The sequence below is a fragment of the Butyricimonas sp. BSD2780061689_150309_C8 genome (genome assembly GCF_015560935.1).
Taxonomy (GTDB): Bacteria; Bacteroidota; Bacteroidia; order Bacteroidales; family Marinifilaceae; genus Butyricimonas; species Butyricimonas paravirosa.
In genome coordinates, this window is the sequence record NZ_JADMSV010000001.1 from 316,295 (window position 1) to 335,090 (window position 18,796).

16 protein-coding genes are annotated in these 18,796 nt (G+C 41.3%); 1 reads left to right on the forward strand and 15 read right to left on the reverse strand.

Annotation, left to right across the window (positions count from 1 at the left end):
- Positions 1–9 precede the first annotated feature (9 nt).
- The 4 genes from I2I33_RS01195 to I2I33_RS01210 are packed head-to-tail and all read right to left on the reverse strand — an operon-like array spanning position 10 to position 4,126.
- Complete coding sequence (locus I2I33_RS01195) at positions 10–1,461, reverse strand: lipopolysaccharide biosynthesis protein (RefSeq protein ID WP_087419129.1); 1,452 nt, start codon at positions 1,459–1,461, stop codon at positions 10–12.
- A gap of 43 nt (positions 1,462–1,504) precedes the next feature.
- Positions 1,505–2,815 carry a UDP-glucose dehydrogenase family protein gene (locus tag I2I33_RS01200; RefSeq protein ID WP_087419130.1) on the reverse strand — a complete coding sequence of 437 codons (1,311 nt, stop codon included), beginning with the start codon at positions 2,813–2,815 and terminating at the stop codon, positions 1,505–1,507.
- A gap of 21 nt (positions 2,816–2,836) precedes the next feature.
- The gene (locus I2I33_RS01205) at positions 2,837–3,598 is read right to left on the reverse strand and encodes a hypothetical protein (protein WP_229128144.1); all 762 of its coding nucleotides are present in this window, start codon (positions 3,596–3,598) and stop codon (positions 2,837–2,839) included.
- Positions 3,599–3,604: 6 nt separating this feature from the next.
- Positions 3,605–4,126, reverse strand: coding sequence for a UpxY family transcription antiterminator (locus I2I33_RS01210; RefSeq protein ID WP_087419131.1), 522 nt, complete (start codon positions 4,124–4,126; stop codon positions 3,605–3,607).
- A gap of 666 nt (positions 4,127–4,792) precedes the next feature.
- On the opposite strand from I2I33_RS01210, the gene I2I33_RS01215 reads away from it, so the two are divergent.
- On the forward strand, positions 4,793–5,512 hold the full coding sequence (locus I2I33_RS01215; protein WP_087419132.1) for a pirin family protein: 720 nt from the start codon (positions 4,793–4,795) through the stop codon (positions 5,510–5,512).
- Between the two features lie 68 nt (positions 5,513–5,580).
- Here the strand turns inward: I2I33_RS01215 and I2I33_RS01220 are convergent, their stop codons facing one another.
- The 11 genes from I2I33_RS01220 to I2I33_RS01270 all read right to left on the reverse strand — a co-directional run bounded on the left by I2I33_RS01220 (position 5,581) and on the right by I2I33_RS01270 (position 18,795).
- Positions 5,581–7,041, reverse strand: a complete 1,461-nt coding sequence (locus I2I33_RS01220; RefSeq protein WP_087419756.1) for a DUF3868 domain-containing protein — start codon at positions 7,039–7,041, stop codon at positions 5,581–5,583.
- Positions 7,042–7,054: 13 nt separating this feature from the next.
- Positions 7,055–7,633 (reverse strand): DUF3575 domain-containing protein, encoded by a 579-nt coding sequence (locus tag I2I33_RS01225; protein ID WP_410491988.1) that lies wholly within the window; start codon positions 7,631–7,633, stop codon positions 7,055–7,057.
- A gap of 7 nt (positions 7,634–7,640) precedes the next feature.
- Positions 7,641–9,800: a hypothetical protein gene (locus tag I2I33_RS01230; RefSeq protein ID WP_087419134.1), complete on the reverse strand. Its 2,160-nt coding sequence runs from the start codon at positions 9,798–9,800 to the stop codon at positions 7,641–7,643.
- A 21-nt stretch (positions 9,801–9,821) separates the two neighbouring features.
- Complete coding sequence (locus I2I33_RS01235; RefSeq protein ID WP_087419757.1) at positions 9,822–11,786, reverse strand: hypothetical protein; 1,965 nt, start codon at positions 11,784–11,786, stop codon at positions 9,822–9,824.
- A gap of 11 nt (positions 11,787–11,797) precedes the next feature.
- Positions 11,798–13,243, reverse strand: coding sequence for a FimB/Mfa2 family fimbrial subunit (locus I2I33_RS01240; RefSeq protein ID WP_087419135.1), 1,446 nt, complete (start codon positions 13,241–13,243; stop codon positions 11,798–11,800).
- 10 nt (positions 13,244–13,253) lie between these two features.
- Positions 13,254–14,114 (reverse strand): FimB/Mfa2 family fimbrial subunit, encoded by an 861-nt coding sequence (locus I2I33_RS01245; protein ID WP_087419136.1) that lies wholly within the window; start codon positions 14,112–14,114, stop codon positions 13,254–13,256.
- Positions 14,115–14,171: 57 nt separating this feature from the next.
- Positions 14,172–15,368: a hypothetical protein gene (locus I2I33_RS01250; RefSeq protein WP_087419137.1), complete on the reverse strand. Its 1,197-nt coding sequence runs from the start codon at positions 15,366–15,368 to the stop codon at positions 14,172–14,174.
- A 316-nt stretch (positions 15,369–15,684) separates the two neighbouring features.
- On the reverse strand, positions 15,685–17,124 hold the full coding sequence (locus tag I2I33_RS01255; protein WP_087419138.1) for a sodium:solute symporter: 1,440 nt from the start codon (positions 17,122–17,124) through the stop codon (positions 15,685–15,687).
- 50 nt (positions 17,125–17,174) lie between these two features.
- A complete protein-coding gene (locus tag I2I33_RS01260; protein WP_087419139.1) occupies positions 17,175–17,498 on the reverse strand; it encodes a DUF2149 domain-containing protein in 324 nt (107 codons plus the stop codon).
- The gene (locus I2I33_RS01265; protein ID WP_087419140.1) at positions 17,495–18,097 is read right to left on the reverse strand and encodes a MotA/TolQ/ExbB proton channel family protein; all 603 of its coding nucleotides are present in this window, start codon (positions 18,095–18,097) and stop codon (positions 17,495–17,497) included. Before I2I33_RS01265 ends, I2I33_RS01260 begins: the two co-directional genes overlap by 4 nt.
- Positions 18,097–18,795 (reverse strand): hypothetical protein, encoded by a 699-nt coding sequence (locus I2I33_RS01270; RefSeq protein ID WP_087419141.1) that lies wholly within the window; start codon positions 18,793–18,795, stop codon positions 18,097–18,099. The genes I2I33_RS01265 and I2I33_RS01270 overlap by 1 nt, the downstream gene beginning before the upstream one ends.
- Between the last annotated feature and the right edge of the window lies 1 nt (position 18,796).

An 18,796-nucleotide genomic window follows, 5' to 3' on the forward strand; every position in this document is an offset into this window, starting at 1 on the left:
CAAAACTTACTATCTCAACAAACTCCATCGACTTTTTAAAATTTCATAGCATGTAATACTCCCATCTAATCTAAACAAATACGCTAAAGACAGATAACTCACGCAATATGTCCCTATACACAAAACCATTCCCATCATCCCCTGCCATTCAAAAACGATATTCACAATATAAATCACACCTCCAACAAACAATGATAATAAATAACATGAATAAACATCATGCATCTGCTCTTTTATTCCATAACCGATCATTCGCCCCAAGACATAAGCCCGTATGAAAAAAAATAAATAATCTGCTATAACCATAGCCCACAGCATTTCCATTAATCCCCAGTAAAGTCCCACGGCAACTCCAATAAACCCTATGGCATATTTTAATAACTGCATATTAAAAAAAACATCACTTCGTCCTATCGCCTTCAACACATTCGTATTATTCGCATCAATTGCATAGAGCATTCCTCCAACACACAACACTTGAAAATAAGGAACACTATTTAACCACTCTTCAGTAAATAAACAAACAAACAACGGTCGAGCTATCAGGATCAATAAGATCATCAAAGGAAAATTCAAAAATACTATACTTCGCATACTTTTAGATACAGCTTTTCTCAATACAAAAAAATCATCTTGCAAATTAGCCAATACCGGAAATGTAACCTGCATGACAACTTGAGTGAAACCCATCGCTGGAACTTCAGCCAATTTTTTTGCTTGTGTATAAAAACCTAATTTCGCTGTCGAAAATACTTTGCCAATCACAAGTGGTTGTATATTTTTGTATATCGTATCACCTATATCTGATAATAACATCAACCCTCCAAAACGAAATAAACTTTTTATTGATGCCCAACAAAATACAAATTGGGGCCTCCAATCACTAGACAACCACAACAAGATACTCTTAAATAGATTAAACATTAAAATATTAACGACATAACTCCAAACACCCCATCTTTGATAAACCATATAAATCCCGATAAATGCAGAAAAAAAATATGATACCGCAGATATAATGGCTATTTTCTTAAATTTCAATTGCTTAATCAATATATTACTCTGAATAGAACCACAAGCACCCAATATTAAAATAACCCCATACACACGAAGGCAATCTTTTAATTCATGCATTTTAAAATAATCGGCTATTAAGGGTGCTAATACATAAAATAATAAAAATAATAATATTGATAATATTATATTCCAATAAAATATGGTCGAAAAATCCTTTTCATCAGGTATTTTTCTCTGGATTAAAGCCACTCCAAAACCACCATCTATAAATGTATTAGCAATCTCAACAATGACAACTAATATTCCAATACACCCAAAATCATCAGGAGTTAGTACACGGGCAAATACAAGATTTACAATAAAAGCCATAATCAACATACCAAAACGTTGCACGCCACTCCATAGCATCCCCGAGATAGTTCTATTCTTTAAAGATTCTACCATATATAAATATATTGCATCATGTCAATTATAGCATAACATTGTATTATCCTATCTTATAATATACAAATCCATTCTTTTCGAGTTCATTCTTTTCATAAATATTCCGCCCATCAACAACCACATAATCGTTCATAGATTCGTTTAACTTCCCCCAATTAGGCAGGCGAAATTCTTTCCATTCAGTGACAAGCATTAATGCATCAGCATGCACGGTTGCTTCATACATATCCTTACAATAAATAATCTTATTACCAACACGCCTTTGACACTCTTTCATTGCAATTGGGTCATACACCTTCACAACAACATTCTCTTTCAATAATAAATCAATCAACACCAACGCTGGCGCTTCCCGCATATCATCTGTCTCCGGCTTAAAGGCCAACCCCCAAATAGCAATTATTTTTCCCCTTATATCTCCTCTAAAATGTTTCATCAATTTGTAAAAAAGAATAGATTTCTGTCGTTCATTTACCCCTTCAACAGCTCTCAATACACTCATTTCATAACCATATTGCTCTGCTGTTTTAATTAGAGCCTTCACATCTTTGGGAAAACAACTTCCACCATATCCACACCCGGCATAAAGAAACTTTTTACCAATACGAGAATCTGCACCTATCCCCTTACGAACCATATTTACGTCTGCCCCAACAAGCTCACAGAGATTCGCCATATCATTCATAAAAGAAATACGTGTTGCCAGCATCGAGTTTGCCGCATATTTAATCATCTCTGCAGACTGTATATCTGTAAAGATCATTCGATCATTCGTCAGCATAAACGGTCTATAAAGCCGAGTCATTATGTCTTTAGCCCTTTCCGTGTCAACACCAACCACAACCCGATCCGGACTCATAAAATCGTCCACAGCTGCTCCTTCTTTCAAAAATTCTGGATTACTAGCTACATCGAAATTTATATTCCTTCCTCGCTTATCAATCTCTTCACGTATTACGGCTTGAACCTTTCGTGCAGTTCCTACAGGTACTGTACTTTTAGTCACAAACACAATATATTTACTCATGTTTTTGCCCACAGTTCTCGCCACCTCCAAAACGTAACGCAAATCAGCACTTCCATCCTCGTCCGGCGGAGTACCGACGGCACTAAAAACCACGTCAACATTCCCCAAACAACTTGTCAAATCTGTTGTAAAATTCAAACGTCCTGCTTTATAGTTTTTTAATACCAGTTCATCTAATCCCGGTTCATATATTGGTATAATACTGTTTTTTAATTTTTCGATCTTACTAGAATCAATATCGACACACGTAACATTTACACCCATTTCAGAAAAACAAGCTCCAGAGACTAACCCAACATATCCAGTTCCAACTACGGCTATATTCATAATTTACAATATTTCAAAATATCACAATTCTTTTTCATAAAATCTATAACACGTATCAAATGCCCGTCTTGCCAAAATATCAAAAACTTCCGGCAAGCAACATGTATCATTACGATCTTCAAGTTGTTGAAAATATTCTATTTTCTTATTTTCCAATTGCTTGACACGAACACTCAAACGTGTTCTCTCCTCACCTAGGTACTCCCTCTCCTCCATCGAAAGTTCCATCGTACCAACAACATCCTCATACAAACAGATGGCATCCCACCATGCTAACAAATCGTCACAATCTCCACCACGCATGTATCCCAACGCCTCCATCACCAGCTTACCCGCCAATTTTCCACATTCCGCGTCTCCCGTCAAATAATAACAATTACACAATAGCCGACAAACATTAGGGGTTCGACAAGGCAACACCAGCTTATCACTTCCCCATGGAGTCAGTATATCGTAAGCCGCATCCACTCCCTTCTCCAAAAAATTCAAATCCGAATATAACTGGTAAACATCCATTAAATCTGCGGCATAACCGGCACGAGGATCGGCCGGGAGATCTTTCTTCTGCACGAGGACCTCGTACCAGCGGGCAATCTCTTTCGCCCGCTCGTGAATATCGTATGGGACCCCAAAATCAGCCTCCAACCACGGGTATATTCGAACCATCCTGTAAACCGTGAGATACCCGTGAAGAAAACCAGACAACTTGTCGGGAGAGTACGAACGGAAATTTACCAGGCGTAACCGATCGTACAAATCATTAAATAAACTTTTTTTCATCATCTTGTTCTACTCTATTCGTTCCAGAAAGGAACCCGGGATATAAGACGTCGCGATGGACACAACTCCTTCCAAGCGGATAATCACGCGTTTATGACCCATCAGGCGAACCAACTCACCTTCCAATCCCAGTAAGGGCCCCTTGATCACTCGTACCCGATCTCCCCGCTTCAGATTCTTGTTCAGCACCTCTATCCCACTCGGGGAAAAATCCAGTAAAAACATGAAATCATGCATTTGTTTATCGGGAACAATTAACGAATGACGCCCTTCAATATCTTTTAAATAAACGATATTCAGCCCGTGATCATTTATCAGCGAAAAACTTGTGGTTTTATCCGTACGGATAAAGATCATCCCGTGAATCAAAAGTACCCGGATCGTTTTACGACCCAAGGGCGTTTCCCGGACTTGCTCCTCCTGGGGTAGAAAATTCTCGATACCCAACTCGTCAAGTTTTTTCTTTATCCATAACTCTTGATTCACCCGGGTATGAGCCACGTACCAGTTTATCTTTTTATTGTCAATCATGTACCTTTTGATATTCCCCTGTCAAGGCATTAATCGAATCAAAAACAGCCTTCTCCACATTTCCCGACCGGATGCGCTTCGCGCACTAACCCTTTTACCGGTTTTGATTTAATACCATGTGTTTCAATCGTCTCGCTATAAACAGCGAATCAACGACAGAAAGCTGTCCGCACTAAAGATTTTTTTATTTCAAAAAACGATCGTTTAATGATATTAACATATTATCTTTTTTTACAATTTCTGATAAACGTGTTAACAACCTGATTGTTAAATTGAAGAAAAATATTTTACTTCTATTTGCGCTATATGAAAATTTAGTATATTTGCAACGCATTAAACGATCCTATAATAAACACTCTATCGCATTATAGTTTAACGTTTTACAATACAATCAAACTTGAATTTCTAATTCATATATCAATAATCATTTAACGATTATTTTCCCTTACACCAACATTACCTTATCCTTTCCCTACCTCAAAATCCGAGATTCGACACAACTCCTACATAGCACAGACACATGATTTATGTAGATGCTATGTAGATACTATGTTCATGCTATGTCGTTGAGATAAAGCAACCATAGCATAACCTAGAAATAACCACATTGTAACCTTAACACCCTTCTAACCGTATAACATTATATACACAAAAATAAATAAGGTTATGAAAACAATACTACATAAAGCCGAGAGTCGCGGTTTCTTCGACCACGGATGGTTAAAAACCCATCACACCTTTAGTTTCGCAGATTACTACAATCCACAACGCATTAATTTCGGGGCGTTACGCGTACTTAACGATGACCGGATAGAAGGAGGTACCGGATTTGACCTACATCCTCATAAAAACATGGAAGTCATTTCCATCCCCTTGAAAGGCGACTTGGAACATCAGGACAGTCTAAAACACAAGGACACGATCAAAGAAGGTGAAATTCAAGTGATGAGTGCCGGAACAGGTATCATGCACAGCGAGTACAACCGGAATGACGATCGGCCTAGTGAATTCCTGCAAATCTGGGTATTCCCGAACAAGCAAAACGTTCCGCCACGGTACGAGAACGCCGTGATTTCCGATTTAATCCGCAAGAATGAGATCAGCGAGATCGTATCTCCTTATCCCGGTAACGGCAAAGGATTATGGATTTATCAACAAGCTTGGTTCTCGATTGCCGACTTGGACAAGGATTCTTTACAACTCTACAAGATGAAATCAAAAGAGAGCCTGGGCGTGTATATCTTTATCATTGAAGGAAGTATCGAGCTAAAGGACCTAACCTTAAAACGCCGTGATGGAGTAGGAGTATATGATACCGATGAAGTCGAATTCAAGGCGACCGAAAAATCACGGGTACTACTCATTGAAGTTCCACCACATCAATAAATAGATTTAATTAAAAAGCCCCCGAATCTTAAAAAATTCGGGGGCTTCTTTTATGGTGAAATACACCGCTACCGGTTATTTTCCAACTTCTTCTCGATCTCCTTCAAATTCACCCCTGCATTCTCTACTCCCTTTTGCAAAGCTCTCGTTAATTCCGCCTTCGCCTGATCCAGTTCCCCTGTAAACATATAATATACTCCAAGATTATTCATATATTCAGGTGTATTTTTATCCGATTTATCTAAATAACTCTTTGCCTGAGGAAGATCCCCCCGGGAAAGAGCTATCGCTGCGGCATTCAGATTCGCTACCGGATCATTCGGATAAGTACGAACGGCAATCTCAAACACGTTCCGGAACTCCGGACTTCCCTGGGGATAAGAATTCGCAATATGATACATCTCGTCCAAACTCAAATACCGGGGATTCGTTCCAAGTAGCTGTTTTCCCTCCTCGACGGTTAAGCTACGCACATTATAGGCGACAGAACACTCCACTTTTCGAAGGCGAGGGTAGAGCGAAGACAACATCTGACGATAAACTTTCCCTCCATCCAAACTCTTCAACTTACTTTTTCGAACATTTGCGTCTTCCGTACCCTTAATTATCGCAATAACCTCTCCTTTATCCTTTATATCTGACAATTCCAAAAGTTTCAGTAATCCTTCCCAGTTCTCCTCTCCATTTTGCACATGGTAAACATTCGCGGGGAAAAATACTCTCGTCACAAGATAGTTTTTCAAGGCTTTTGCACGCTCACTTGCCAACCATTCATTATTTTTTAGCGAGCCTTCCGGGGAGGCATATCCCGTAATATCAATACGTGTTACTTCTATATTTTTATCCGCACGAATCTCTCCCAAAAAAGTTTCAACCTCATCCAGTTCCGCCCGGTTATCCATATAATCGGGAAGGATATTGATTTTTCCCACGGGAAAATCAAGCTGTACTTCCCGCTGTTCATCTCTCGTCTTCACAGCCTCTACCCAAGGTTTGGTATAAGACACGACAGGTAACATCTCATACGGCACGGGAAGTAACAAAGATTCCTCATCTATTTCCTGAACATACCCGCCGCAACCGCATAAATCCTCCACGATATTGATACCGGCATCGTGCATCCAGGATTCATAAGGTAAATCGATGGAATAATCAAGTATCTCCCTCGTGTCCCTTCCCGATCGCAATACACTATACGGTAATTCCAGACCTGCCATATCCCGATCTATTGCCATCGCCCGGGCATAGGCTTTATGTTTCAATGCCCCGTTTATCAAGATAAATGATAACTCTATTTGATGGGTTCCGTCCGATAGTACAGGTGTTAACGTCAAGGCTCGCTCCCGGTCAACCTGTAACTGACTCATATCAAGCCGCATGCTCACTCGCAATGTGTTATCCAAACGTTTCACCTCAACAGAAGCGACCTCAATTGCCCCTTTGTATATTCTTTGTTGAGCCACTAACGGGATGCTCGCCATCACCAGTAAAGCGGCTATCATAATTTTATATATTACATTTTTCCTCATAACTTTCATGTTATTATTTGATAATATAAATCAAATTGATACCTAATTTCGTGGGTCCCACGTAATTCCGTCGCCCGTCTTTAAGCTTGGGACCACACTTCTCACATTTATACTTGTCATATTTGATATGGGCATACCCCACGCCAACAGTTCCTTCCAAACTCCAACGGTTACCCAATATCCAGTGATACCCGTAAGCGATACCACCCCCGAACAAATCACCTTGATAACGCTTGTGTTTCCACCCGAACGCTTCAATCCCGCACATATTAAACTGGGCATAAAAAGCATGAACACCAAAGAAATGCCCGCTGAACCGGTCGCACAACCAATAACGTAATCCCGGCTGCACCAACCAATGCTTAAATTTCTTATTCCCCGACCATTTCCAAGGATTGTAATTTCCCGAAATATCCATGGTCCATTTTTCCGACAAGGCGAATTCCACGCCGAGGTTAGGAGTTGCCGTAGCCCAATACAGGGCGTTTGTCTTGATCGCGAATACAGGCATATCGGGAGCTTTATATTTTTCCTGTCCCGAAACACCGATCACGAGTATCATTATGATATTCAATAAAAGAAGTTTCTTCATCACCATCCTAATTTAAATTAATTGTGGGTTGCTGCAAAAGTTGCTTTATGCTATATGCCCCAGTATATCTCGCATTCCCTGATCTGATATAAAAAGTAATAATGTCAGAAACTTTGGTCCCCGCCTTTATTACAAATGTATATGTACTTGTATTTGATGTTCTAAAATTACCGACCATATTCGTATCGGAAGTAGTCACTTGAAAAAGTTTTACCAGGTAAATATCGTTAACCCGAATCGGTCCGCTCACTTGTACACCCCGAGTAAGTAAATTGTCATACCGAACGGTTGTACTTCGGAAACCCGGAGCCGAGATCACGATGTCTTCACTACTCATCGCCTGACTCGAACGGAAGTTAACCGTCTGTTCCCCTATCGGAGCCGAAGTGTAAGTACGTTCATACCCGCCGTTGACTTTCGTCCATCCGGCATCACTCGTGGAAAGGCTTTGTGTAGCAATATACACTTTTAACGGGTAAGTCGGGGGAGTATCTTTTAGTTCCGGCATCGAAAAATGGAACACGGCCGCCTCATTCAAACCATAATTCACGACATTATTACCATTTACGGACACATCCGCAAAATAACGGGACTGTAGTTTTATTGATGCCGTGTGAAAATAATCGTTTTCAATCGTTATCGTCTCGTCGCTATTTTCGTAACTGGTCTTAAAATTCAGACTCTTCTCTCCCGGTCCCTCGGCCCAATACACGTACTTGTACATCCCGTCCTCAAACAGGATTTCCATGTTTTTGTTCGGATCGACCGGGTAAAGATTATTGGTTGAAATAACACATCGCACCGGATACAAGTATTTCGGAATAGAAGAGGGAATGTTGAATTTTAATGTCACATCTTGATCCCGTTCCGTGTACAAGACAGGAGAAACGGTTGCCGGTAAAAAACTATACAAAGAAGACGAGGTCACCGTTATCACACGGGACAACACACCCGCCTTCACGGAAATCGTTGCCGTGTTCTGTCCGGACACGACCTCGGCGACATTCGCCGTAATAACCCCCTTATTATTATCGTAAGACAACCCCGTCAGTATATTATTCGGATCCTCAATAACAGAGACATCCACCTCATTGTCCGAAGTCTCCCCATTCTTAGTATAATGAGCGGTCACGTTCAACGCACCCCCCTGAATAAACAACAAGTTAATCTGGCCCACGGTCAGGTTATTGTTATTATTGTCCGATATGGTGGGAGAATCTTTAAAAATCTCGGCATAAATATTATTAGAAGGTTCCGCCGTTTTCGCGTCCTCAAAAGAGGCACTACCACTCGCATCCTCACTGAAAGATTCTATCTCAACCCGGTAATGATAATTTCGCACAATCGGATAAGGTTTTTTATCTTCATCCAAGAGTTGAATCTTATAATATTTATCCACGGTCTCACCACTCAGCCTCCCTTTTATAATCACGTAACATTGATCGTTAAACAAATTCATTTCCTCGTTCATGTATTTCGGGGATAAATCACAATCTGCCACGGTCTGATCAACTTTCTGCACGGAACCTAATGGAAGTGTCGGGGTATTCTCCAAGATAACAAAAGGCAAAGGTGTTGCAGTCGGATTAAACGGAGCCACGGTCCCGACAGTCGCGTAATTACACAAAGCATAACCCGTCACGCTGAAATTCGTCGCCTTATTCTCTACTGTAACCTTTGCTCGATTCCGGAACAACACGGTACTCACAGAAGTCGCTCCTTCCGCTAATTCCGCCCGTCCCCAAAACATCAACTGTCCGCCTGCCAGCACGGGAATCAGTTCCCGTTCATCTTTCTGCAAAGCAGCCCTATCATCAAAAGAGATTATTTCATCATGATTCGCGATAAAGTGGATGATCCGTGTCTTTTCCGGGAGTTTAACTTTAAACTCACCCGTTCCGATTCCCCCGTTTTCCCGGGCAACCAAATCCGTCGCGTGCAAACGTGCCAGGAACAACCCCTGAGCATCAAATGTCAATAACCACATATCACGAACAGCATTTTCATCTGATACGGCTCTCCCCAAGGTCGTGTTGAACTCCGGTATATAGAGCGAAACATCGAGAGAAATTTCTTTTCCTCCCGACTCATCCCATCTTTCCGGAGCATCAGTACAGGAGAATGCTGAAAAGGATATAATTAAATATATATATATTAATTGTTTCATTGCTCATAAACATTAAGTTACTCATCTATCTTTCACATCCCTCACACACCGAACAGCAGCATATAGCTCCCCGGAAGTGGCGGCATTTCCAACCCTGGGGTCCATGAAATTCACCGCACCCGACATCCGGGAACTCCAATACCATCCCCCTTCAAGAATTTTTTTCACGTCACTCAGACGGATATTCTGAAGTATATCTATCATATATATTTCGGCCAATGTTGGCATCCGCCAATCCGAATAAGTCTCCCCCGTTGTCGAATCCCGTTCAACGTACGTGTTACATTTATCTCTAGCGACAACATAATTGCCGGCCGCCGTTGCCCCGTGTTGTGACGCCAACATGAAACGGGGAGAGATCCTCCTGTTATTCTCCTCCGAGTCTATCGTGTTGCCGTCAGCATCCACCCGGGGATACCCCAGTACCGCATGCTCCCTGATATACGAGGCATACGAAACCCCTAACGTCGGATTAGGAGCGTAATGCGTGTACCCGGTTCCGAAATCTTCGTCAAATTCATCCGGATCGGGCAAAGAAGAGAAATCCGCAACAAACGAATTTATAATAAACATTTTTTTATTGTTCTGTCCCTGACTTCCATCCGGCGCGTCCAAAGAAACATCATACCCGATATACAGGGCCGGATACTGCTCAACCTGGACATCTTGTGTCATTCCGGACTCATTCGTTACCGTGAACGTAACGGTCTTTGCCACAAAATTGTTCGGGAGTTTACTGTTTATCACAATATCACCCGATTTTGCACTCTTACTCCATTCTATACTTACCTCATTCGCGGCAGGCGTTTTCCCATTCACCTTTATATTACTTATCGTAACCGGAGTGGAAGACTGGAATGTCGTGGTATATTTTGTACTGTTCGGCATCGTGATCCGAGAATCTTCAACATACAAAAAGTTGATCCCCTCCACGGACACAAGCACCTCCTTTGTCGTCCAATTTTCTATGGTGTATTGCGTGGTTAATTCCACGGCCTTTTCAGGATCTGGAGACCCAACCGTATCTATCGTGACAGAAATATCATAGAGATAATTCCGTTGTAATTTATAAAACGTTTCCGTGGACTTGTCATTCTCATCCAAAGGGATCCGGTAGTTTACAGGAATCCGGTAATAATTATGTGTATACCCAATCAAACCCTTACTCATGGGAACATCCAGCAAAATATACGTCTCTTTATTCACATCGTCATTCCAGTCGTTCGCGTAAGCATACATGACAAACGCAACGTGAGTCGTCTCGTCAACAATCGAAGGAGTAAAATCAGACATCTCCAACAAATCCGGGGTAAAGGAATTCCCGTTCTCCAACACCCTGCTGTTCACCGCATAATTCACTAATTTCTTATTTATCCCGTTTCCACTTTCCAGCGTATACCCGTTCGAACAAATCACCTTTACCCGTATTTTTGATGCAGCACGTTTTAGAGATACCGGTATCTCCTTATTCACTATAATTTTATTGTTCAAAACCATTGCGGAAGACACCCCATCCATCAAGAAATAATCCTGCTGGCCATCCGGATTCAAACCGGACACGGATAAATCTTTCAATGCACTCAACATATACCCGTCAGCGGGGATCACTCCCGCATAATTCACCACAACGTAAGTCTCGTACTCCGCATCAGATTCAAATACTTCCTGAAAAACATTTAAATCAGCCGTATACTCCCCCGTTCCGGTCAATTCTGCAGAGGGTACAATATGCTGGTAATAAGCACAATTATCATCTCCTTTTTTATATATAAACACGTCCAGCGTTTTGATTCTATTCTCGTTCAAACCGTCATCCCCATCCTCACTATCATCTGTCACTCTCGCCACAGATGCCCCGGCAAACGAGAGTCGAAGAGAAATATCCCCCACATTTCCGTTATCCGGATTCGCCGGTTCATCACGTGTACAGGACGAAACCACGCACAACATGAAGGCCAATATCCATATGATATTTCTGTGTTTCATAACCATATCTTTTATTTATAACCCATTTGTGTGATCAGAATATCCGTATCATTGTTGCCCGGAAACTTTCTCGCACCACCATTCTGCAATGGATTTATTTTCAACTTTTTACCATTTACTGTAATATACATATACGTGTTTCTGGGTACCCCACTCCAACTTTTCGTCGCTCCAACCCGAATAACATATTCATTCTCTCTGGCGACACCACTGGACACGGCCTTCTGTTCATCTACCACTCCTTTCTCTGTAAAAAAGAAATCCAGACCATTCGTCAGCGTTGCCGTCCAGACGGCTCCGGCCGGGGCCGTCAACTTAAAACTATAACTGGCATAAGAAGTCTCGCTTACCGGAGTATTATCTTTCACGTACGGAAAATAAACCGTGCCTGTCGTAGCTCCCACATCACTCCCGCTATAAGCGGCCAACGAATAATCCCCCTCTTTCACTAACGTACCACCAATCTGGGACTCCGCAACTATCCAAGGCAATGGCGTGATTTTCACAGCCAATTTGTTATCAGGATGCTCAAACATCGCCAACACTTGATAAACCGTGTTTTGATTCAAGCTATATTTATCCGTTTCGTGTCCGGTATCCGTGATATACCCTTTACATTTATATTCTTTCCCATTAATCCTCAAAGTTACCGATAAATAAGGAGTTATCGTCTCGTCTACCGTGGCAGAAGAAGGTATTATATTCTGATAGCTATAAAAGGATGCGTGAGCATTTTCCGGAACAATCGAACTCAAATCCGCGGGCATATTCTGTAATATCGTATTCGTCGTGATACTCTTGAACTCTGTTCTCATATTTACCGGAACAAGCATTTCACGATTTGTAATATCACATTTGCTATTCATCACCTGATTGACAAAATCAACAGAAACAACTTGCACATCATCACTCGTCAACTCACTATTCTTAAACATATAAATATCCAGGCGGGCCACCAACCTCTTCATAGGTACTTCCACATCAGTAGAAACCCCGGTAACAGACACCTCTTTCTTCCCGATCATCAATATGGAACCTTCAGAAAAAAACGTGTTAGTCACGGTCATATTATCCAACTCCTGCATTGTTGTGTTCTCCGTCAAATTCACCGAAAGAATCTTATCTGTCCCGGCATAATTACCGATAGCATAGATTACTTTGGTTTGGGAAGATACGGTCAACACCCTGCGGTATAAATCAATCGCCTCCGGTGTAATATCAGGAACCAGTTCAAAATAATCACAGTTACCGTCCGCTTTATTAAAAACATATATAGCAAGACTTGAAAATTTACTATCATTACCTTTCGCCAGATGATCCATTTCCGCCCGGGAAGTGAAAGACAAGGTCAAATTAGCCTCCTCAACGGAATCGCTTTCCTTTTCGTCACACCCTGTCAACGACAGGATGAAAGAAAGTAACAAAAGACCTATTCGTATATTTCTAATTTCCATCATAATCCCTCATTTATATTCCGGGTTTTATATTCTCTTCCTCCCAAGGCGTCACCGTAACAGTCAACCCATTGATCTTAAAACGAATTCCGACAAATGCCTCGTTGATACCATCCACGGTAATCTGATTATCCTGCATAAAATCTTTCAACTTCAGATTGTATATCACCTGGTTCGTACTCTTGTCAATCAGATTGACGTACACATCATTATCGTCATTAAAGCGCAAAACATTAAATTTAGCGTCAGACCTTCCCGTTTCGGAATCCCTCTTGGCAATCGGATAATAATGCTCCTTCACCGTCGAAAAGTTTCGGGCAAAATCCACGGTCGGACTCAGATTTCCCACTTCAATCTGCAAAGGCATTTCCTCTCCCTCCAATCCGACAATTTCCACCCGCATCTTTATATGAGAACTGTTAAAATAAACCGTATCCCGTTCCTCCCCATTTCCCTGTATGGTTATATCTCTCATCCCGAAATACAAGCTATCATTCGTGGTGATAATCTCTTTGGTAAAATAGTGAGGTGCTGCTACCATCGCTGAAGTCAATGATGCATGATCATTTATTCGCGTGGTTTCATAGGCATTTCCCCAGCAAACCAGATGATAATTCCCTCTCGGCAGATCTAGTGCCGTACCCTGAGAGAGTCGAAGTTCTTCCCGGTCGAAAACACGATTCATCACCAACACTCCCGATTCATCATACACGTACAAATTCACCTTATCGATCTTCTGAGGGAAAATTTCCTCATCCGTATCTCCCAAATAGCTGAAATAGACATATACATCACAATCATCCTGGGATTCCTTTATACACGCGGAGAAAAGAAGGAGAAGGAGTAAACTCCCGATTATTTTGATTCGTTTCATCTTTCCGTATTTTGAGAAACAAAATGCGATGGCACTTTGTTTCTCTCATTATTAAAATCATCCTTCAAAATCGAAATCCGGAACAATTGTTTCCTCTGCCCAAGGTTCGATCGTTACATGAATCAACACGTTATACTGGATATTACTCAAATCATTATCCAACATCGGAACGATCTCAATATCCATGTTGTAAATTGTTCCCGCCTTAAAATCGGCAGCAGTCATTTCCGCACCATTTTCTTTATAAAATTTAACGATATTAGCGAATCTCATCGTCTTAAAAAGATCAGGATTAAACACATCATGATCCGTCGAGGTTAATGTCGTCACGGCAAGATCCGCAAGATCCAGATGAATCGTCGGTAAAGCTGTCCCCGGAAAGAAATTAAATGCATAACATTTATCCGTTGTCTGCAAAGGAAGATCTTGATATACACCGCTTGAATAATTCACGTAGCTGGCATAATCAGCAGCATCCAACGTGGAAGTCATATCAAAAAGCCATTTCCCCTCCTTCATGTGATCCAAGAATGTGGTATTGTGGTATAATTCATCAAGAGTTCCCGGTTTATTATACTTATAATAAAAATTATTCAGGTAGATACCTTTCAATTTTCCGGAAAATCCGGTCCATTCCACCGTTGCCTTCTTACTTTCATTACCGATTTTACGGGTAAATTCAAAGTTTCCATCTGCCTTAAACGTTAAGCTCTTAATTTGCAAACGTGCCACAATAGGTACAAGACTCACGTTTGCCGTGTAAGTCTGTCCGGAAGTGGGATTCGGATCTATCGGCTCAGGGTTAATCGGAGTCAGATCTTCATCTACCCCATAATACATTACTGCCGATCCCTGTTGATCCGTAAGGTTTGTCGTGATCACGTTACTCACAACATCCGATCCGGGATTCCCGTACACGTAAACTTTCGCCACAGATTGAGGGATATTGACAAATTTAAGTCCTTGAAGAGGATCGGTCAATTTCACCCAATCGGAATTCAAATCTGTACTCTTATTTATCTGTCGGTTAACAATTACCGTATTAGCAGCATCCGTAATATTAATCGTTACACTCTCTATATCCTTCGTGTCTTTCGTGACAATATCCGTGGGACCGCTGGCTCGAGATAAATTATTCAACGCAACGGATACAGAAACACTATCACTTTCAATTCCCTCATCACCCACACTGTCATTACAAGCAAGAAATCCCACGCTTGCTAAAATCATTAAAAAATAATTCCCAATTTTCATAATCTTTAGTTCTATGTTACAAATATATTTCAGCTAAGAAATAAGACGATAATAGTCACAGCCATCCCCTCATCGAAAAGGTATGGCTACAAATCGATTTTCGAATATTCCTTGTTATGGGGATTCTACGACATTTTTTTTAATAGGTTATATTTTTATGCAGAATATTAGAATGATTTTAAATTACGACCCTTATCTTTATCATAATAAGACCATCATATTCATCCTGATATTGTATCTTTTGTGCTTTTTAGAGAAATAGAAAGAAACTCGTTGTTTTTTTAACTCATGCGCGGGAAGTATTAACCGAAATCGATCAACGACGCTTGTCCCGAATAAGTAACAACCCAAGATAACAAAGCAGCCCGTTAAACAGTAGAATCTCGAAACCAAATTTATACCCGAAAAGAAGTTGTTCCGAGTAACAATTCACCACGTAAGAGATCACCGGTGAAAGCAAACACACCCAAGGAAGATATTTCTCCCGTACTTGATATTTTGTCGTTAAACCAAACGTGAAAAGCCCTAAAAGAGGCCCATACGTGTAACCTACCGCTTTAAAAAGAGACGATATTACACTCGAATTGTTTAATTCTCGGAAGAGTACAACCACGAAAATCATTAATAACGAAAATACGATATGCACTCCCATACGCTTTTTCTTCTCATCCTTATTTCCCGGATCTATTTTCAGAAAATCAATACAGAAAGAGGTCGTTAAAGCAGTCAATGAAGAATCAACCGAAGAATAGGCCGCGGCAGTTATTCCCAACAGGAAAAACAAACCGGCCGTAGCCCCGAAATAATTCAGGGAAAGGAAGGGAAACACGTCATCAGACTTACCGGGCAACACGATACCTTCTCTTTCTGCATATATGTAAAGCAAGGCTCCCAGCATCAAAAACAATACGTTCGTCACCAAGAATAAAAAAGAAAATGAAAACATATTTGTCTTACAATCCCGCAAGGAACGACAAGTCAGATTCTTCTGCATCATATTCTGATCCAACCCATTCAAGCAAACCGTGATCGCCACTCCTGCCAAAAACTGTTTCACCGTATTCTGTCCCGACCGCCAGTCAAAGTCAAACACTCTGGAAAGAGGGCTCTCCTTTATAGCTGCAATAGCCGAAGAAAAATTGAAATCCAGTGCCTTGTTTACCACCACGATTGTCAACCCGACAGAGATCAGAATAAACACGGTTTGCAACGTGTCTGTCCAAACGATCGTCTTAATCCCTCCTCGCACGGTATAAATCCACACGAAAACAATCGTGATAAACACGGTCAACCAGAAAGGCACACCTATGGCATCAAAGAAAGCCAGTTGTAACACACCAACGACCAAGAATAACCGGAAAGACGCACCCACCAATTGCGACACGATAAAAAAGAAAGAACCTGTCAACCGGGCCTTCTCCCCGAAACGAGTTCCCAACCAAGAATAAATAGAAACCAGGTTTTGCCTGTAAAACAAAGGTAAAAGCACGAGTGCAATCACGATATACCCCACGCAATTACCGAGAACCAAGGTCAGATAAGTCCAATGTGTATTACCGACCTCCCCGGGAATAGAGATAAAAGTCACCCCGGAAAGTGTTGTCCCGATCATCCCGAAAGCCACCAAATACCAAGGCGAATTCCGGTTCGCAGTAAAAAACATCTCACTATTGACTTTCCTGGTTGTCACAAAGCCGACCAGGATCAACAATAAAAAATAAGCCAGTAAAACCGTTAAAACTAAACTCGTGGACACAGGCACTTTCTTTTAATTCCACGACAAATATAGTGTTTTACGCTCTCTTTCTATTCCGGAACATAAATAATTTCACCATTTTCAAGTTCATACGCAATCCCCACTTTCTTCCCTCGTTTCCCCGACTGGTTCTGATCCTCGGAAGGAGTGTACCGGTTGATCTTTTCGCCTTCCTTGGTAATAATCTCCATGTTCTCCTTTCCCGGATTCTTCACCATCGTGAAATCCTCTGTCGAGAGCATCTCTGTCATATTATACCTTGTCACCAATGCCACCATCAGAGCCACGGCAAACACCATCGCCACATCAAAAAGATTCGACACCGCGCTAATCGGGTCATTATCCTCTTCTTTCTTTAACAGATTACGTTTCATCTCTTCTCATTCTTTTCATTCAACACTTCCACAAGACACTCCAAGTTAGTCATGTCCTGCAAATACCAACGTTGTTTCACCTGCTGGGTCAAGAAACCGATCGCACCGGCCACCAACCCGATCACCGTCGTGGCAAAAGCAACCTGCATATTATAAGCCATAGAAGCAATGTCTCCCGTGGACAAACCGACTAAAGCAGGTCCCATCGGGATCAAGGTACCCATCAAACCTAAAATCGGTCCTAACTTGGTCAACGTTTTAGATATCGCCAAATCCTTATCCGCCGCAATCTCGAAATTAGCCAACAAACGTTGAACTTGTGCTTTATTCTGCTGCTCCGCCAAGATCCGTTTCATAAACATCACTACCAAAGAATTACTCTTTTCCGGTAATTTCTCTGCAAAATGATCCACGTTATTCACGTGCAACGTCTCCATCTGTTCCCGGATCAGCTTATCCGTCTTGCGAATAGAAACATATTGACCAAAGAAACTCCCTACCAGTAAAAGGGAACGAAAAAACAACAAAATCAACAACACGATAACAGGCACTAACAATCCCGTTGAAATCCAAAACATGATATCAGAAATAGCATTCATTATCTTCTCAATTTAAAAGTTAGTTTTCTTTTAATTACATACACCATCCACCCTGCAATAGCTCCCACTAAAAATAGTACAACACAACCGGTCAATGCCGACCAGTCCACAACGCCTACCCCCTCCACTGCCGTTCTCCCGTTTACCGTGGCAATAATTCCTAAGATAGCAACCAAAGCATTTGTCAGGAAAAACAACTCCAAACGCAAGTCTTCTTCCGGCAACAACCACCTGATCAACCATCTTCCCAAAGGAATAACCACGAAAACAAACAGACCAAACAACCAAGCAATCAATTTAAATGAAACCCCTGGAAAAGAGAATATAGCCTGTGTCAAACCAAAGAATAAAACCGGAATAATCAACACCCCCGGAAACCAATACAATAAGCGATAAGCCACCATCATACGTTTCTTCACCGGAGAATAATTTGCCACATGAACTGCCAACAGGCAGAATGCCATCTGCAAAACAATCTCCAAAGTCAACACAACGGAAGTATCCAACATCAATTGATTGTCTGACAACCAATCAGCAATTTGTGTTTTTGATTGTTCGATAGCATAAGGCCACATCAGAATCACAAATATAGTGGCAATACCAGCAGCGGCTCCCACCGCTACTGGTTTCCAGAAGGTTTGTTTCAACAAAAAATTAAATGCTGTCAGCAAAATTAATATCAATACAATTGTATCCATT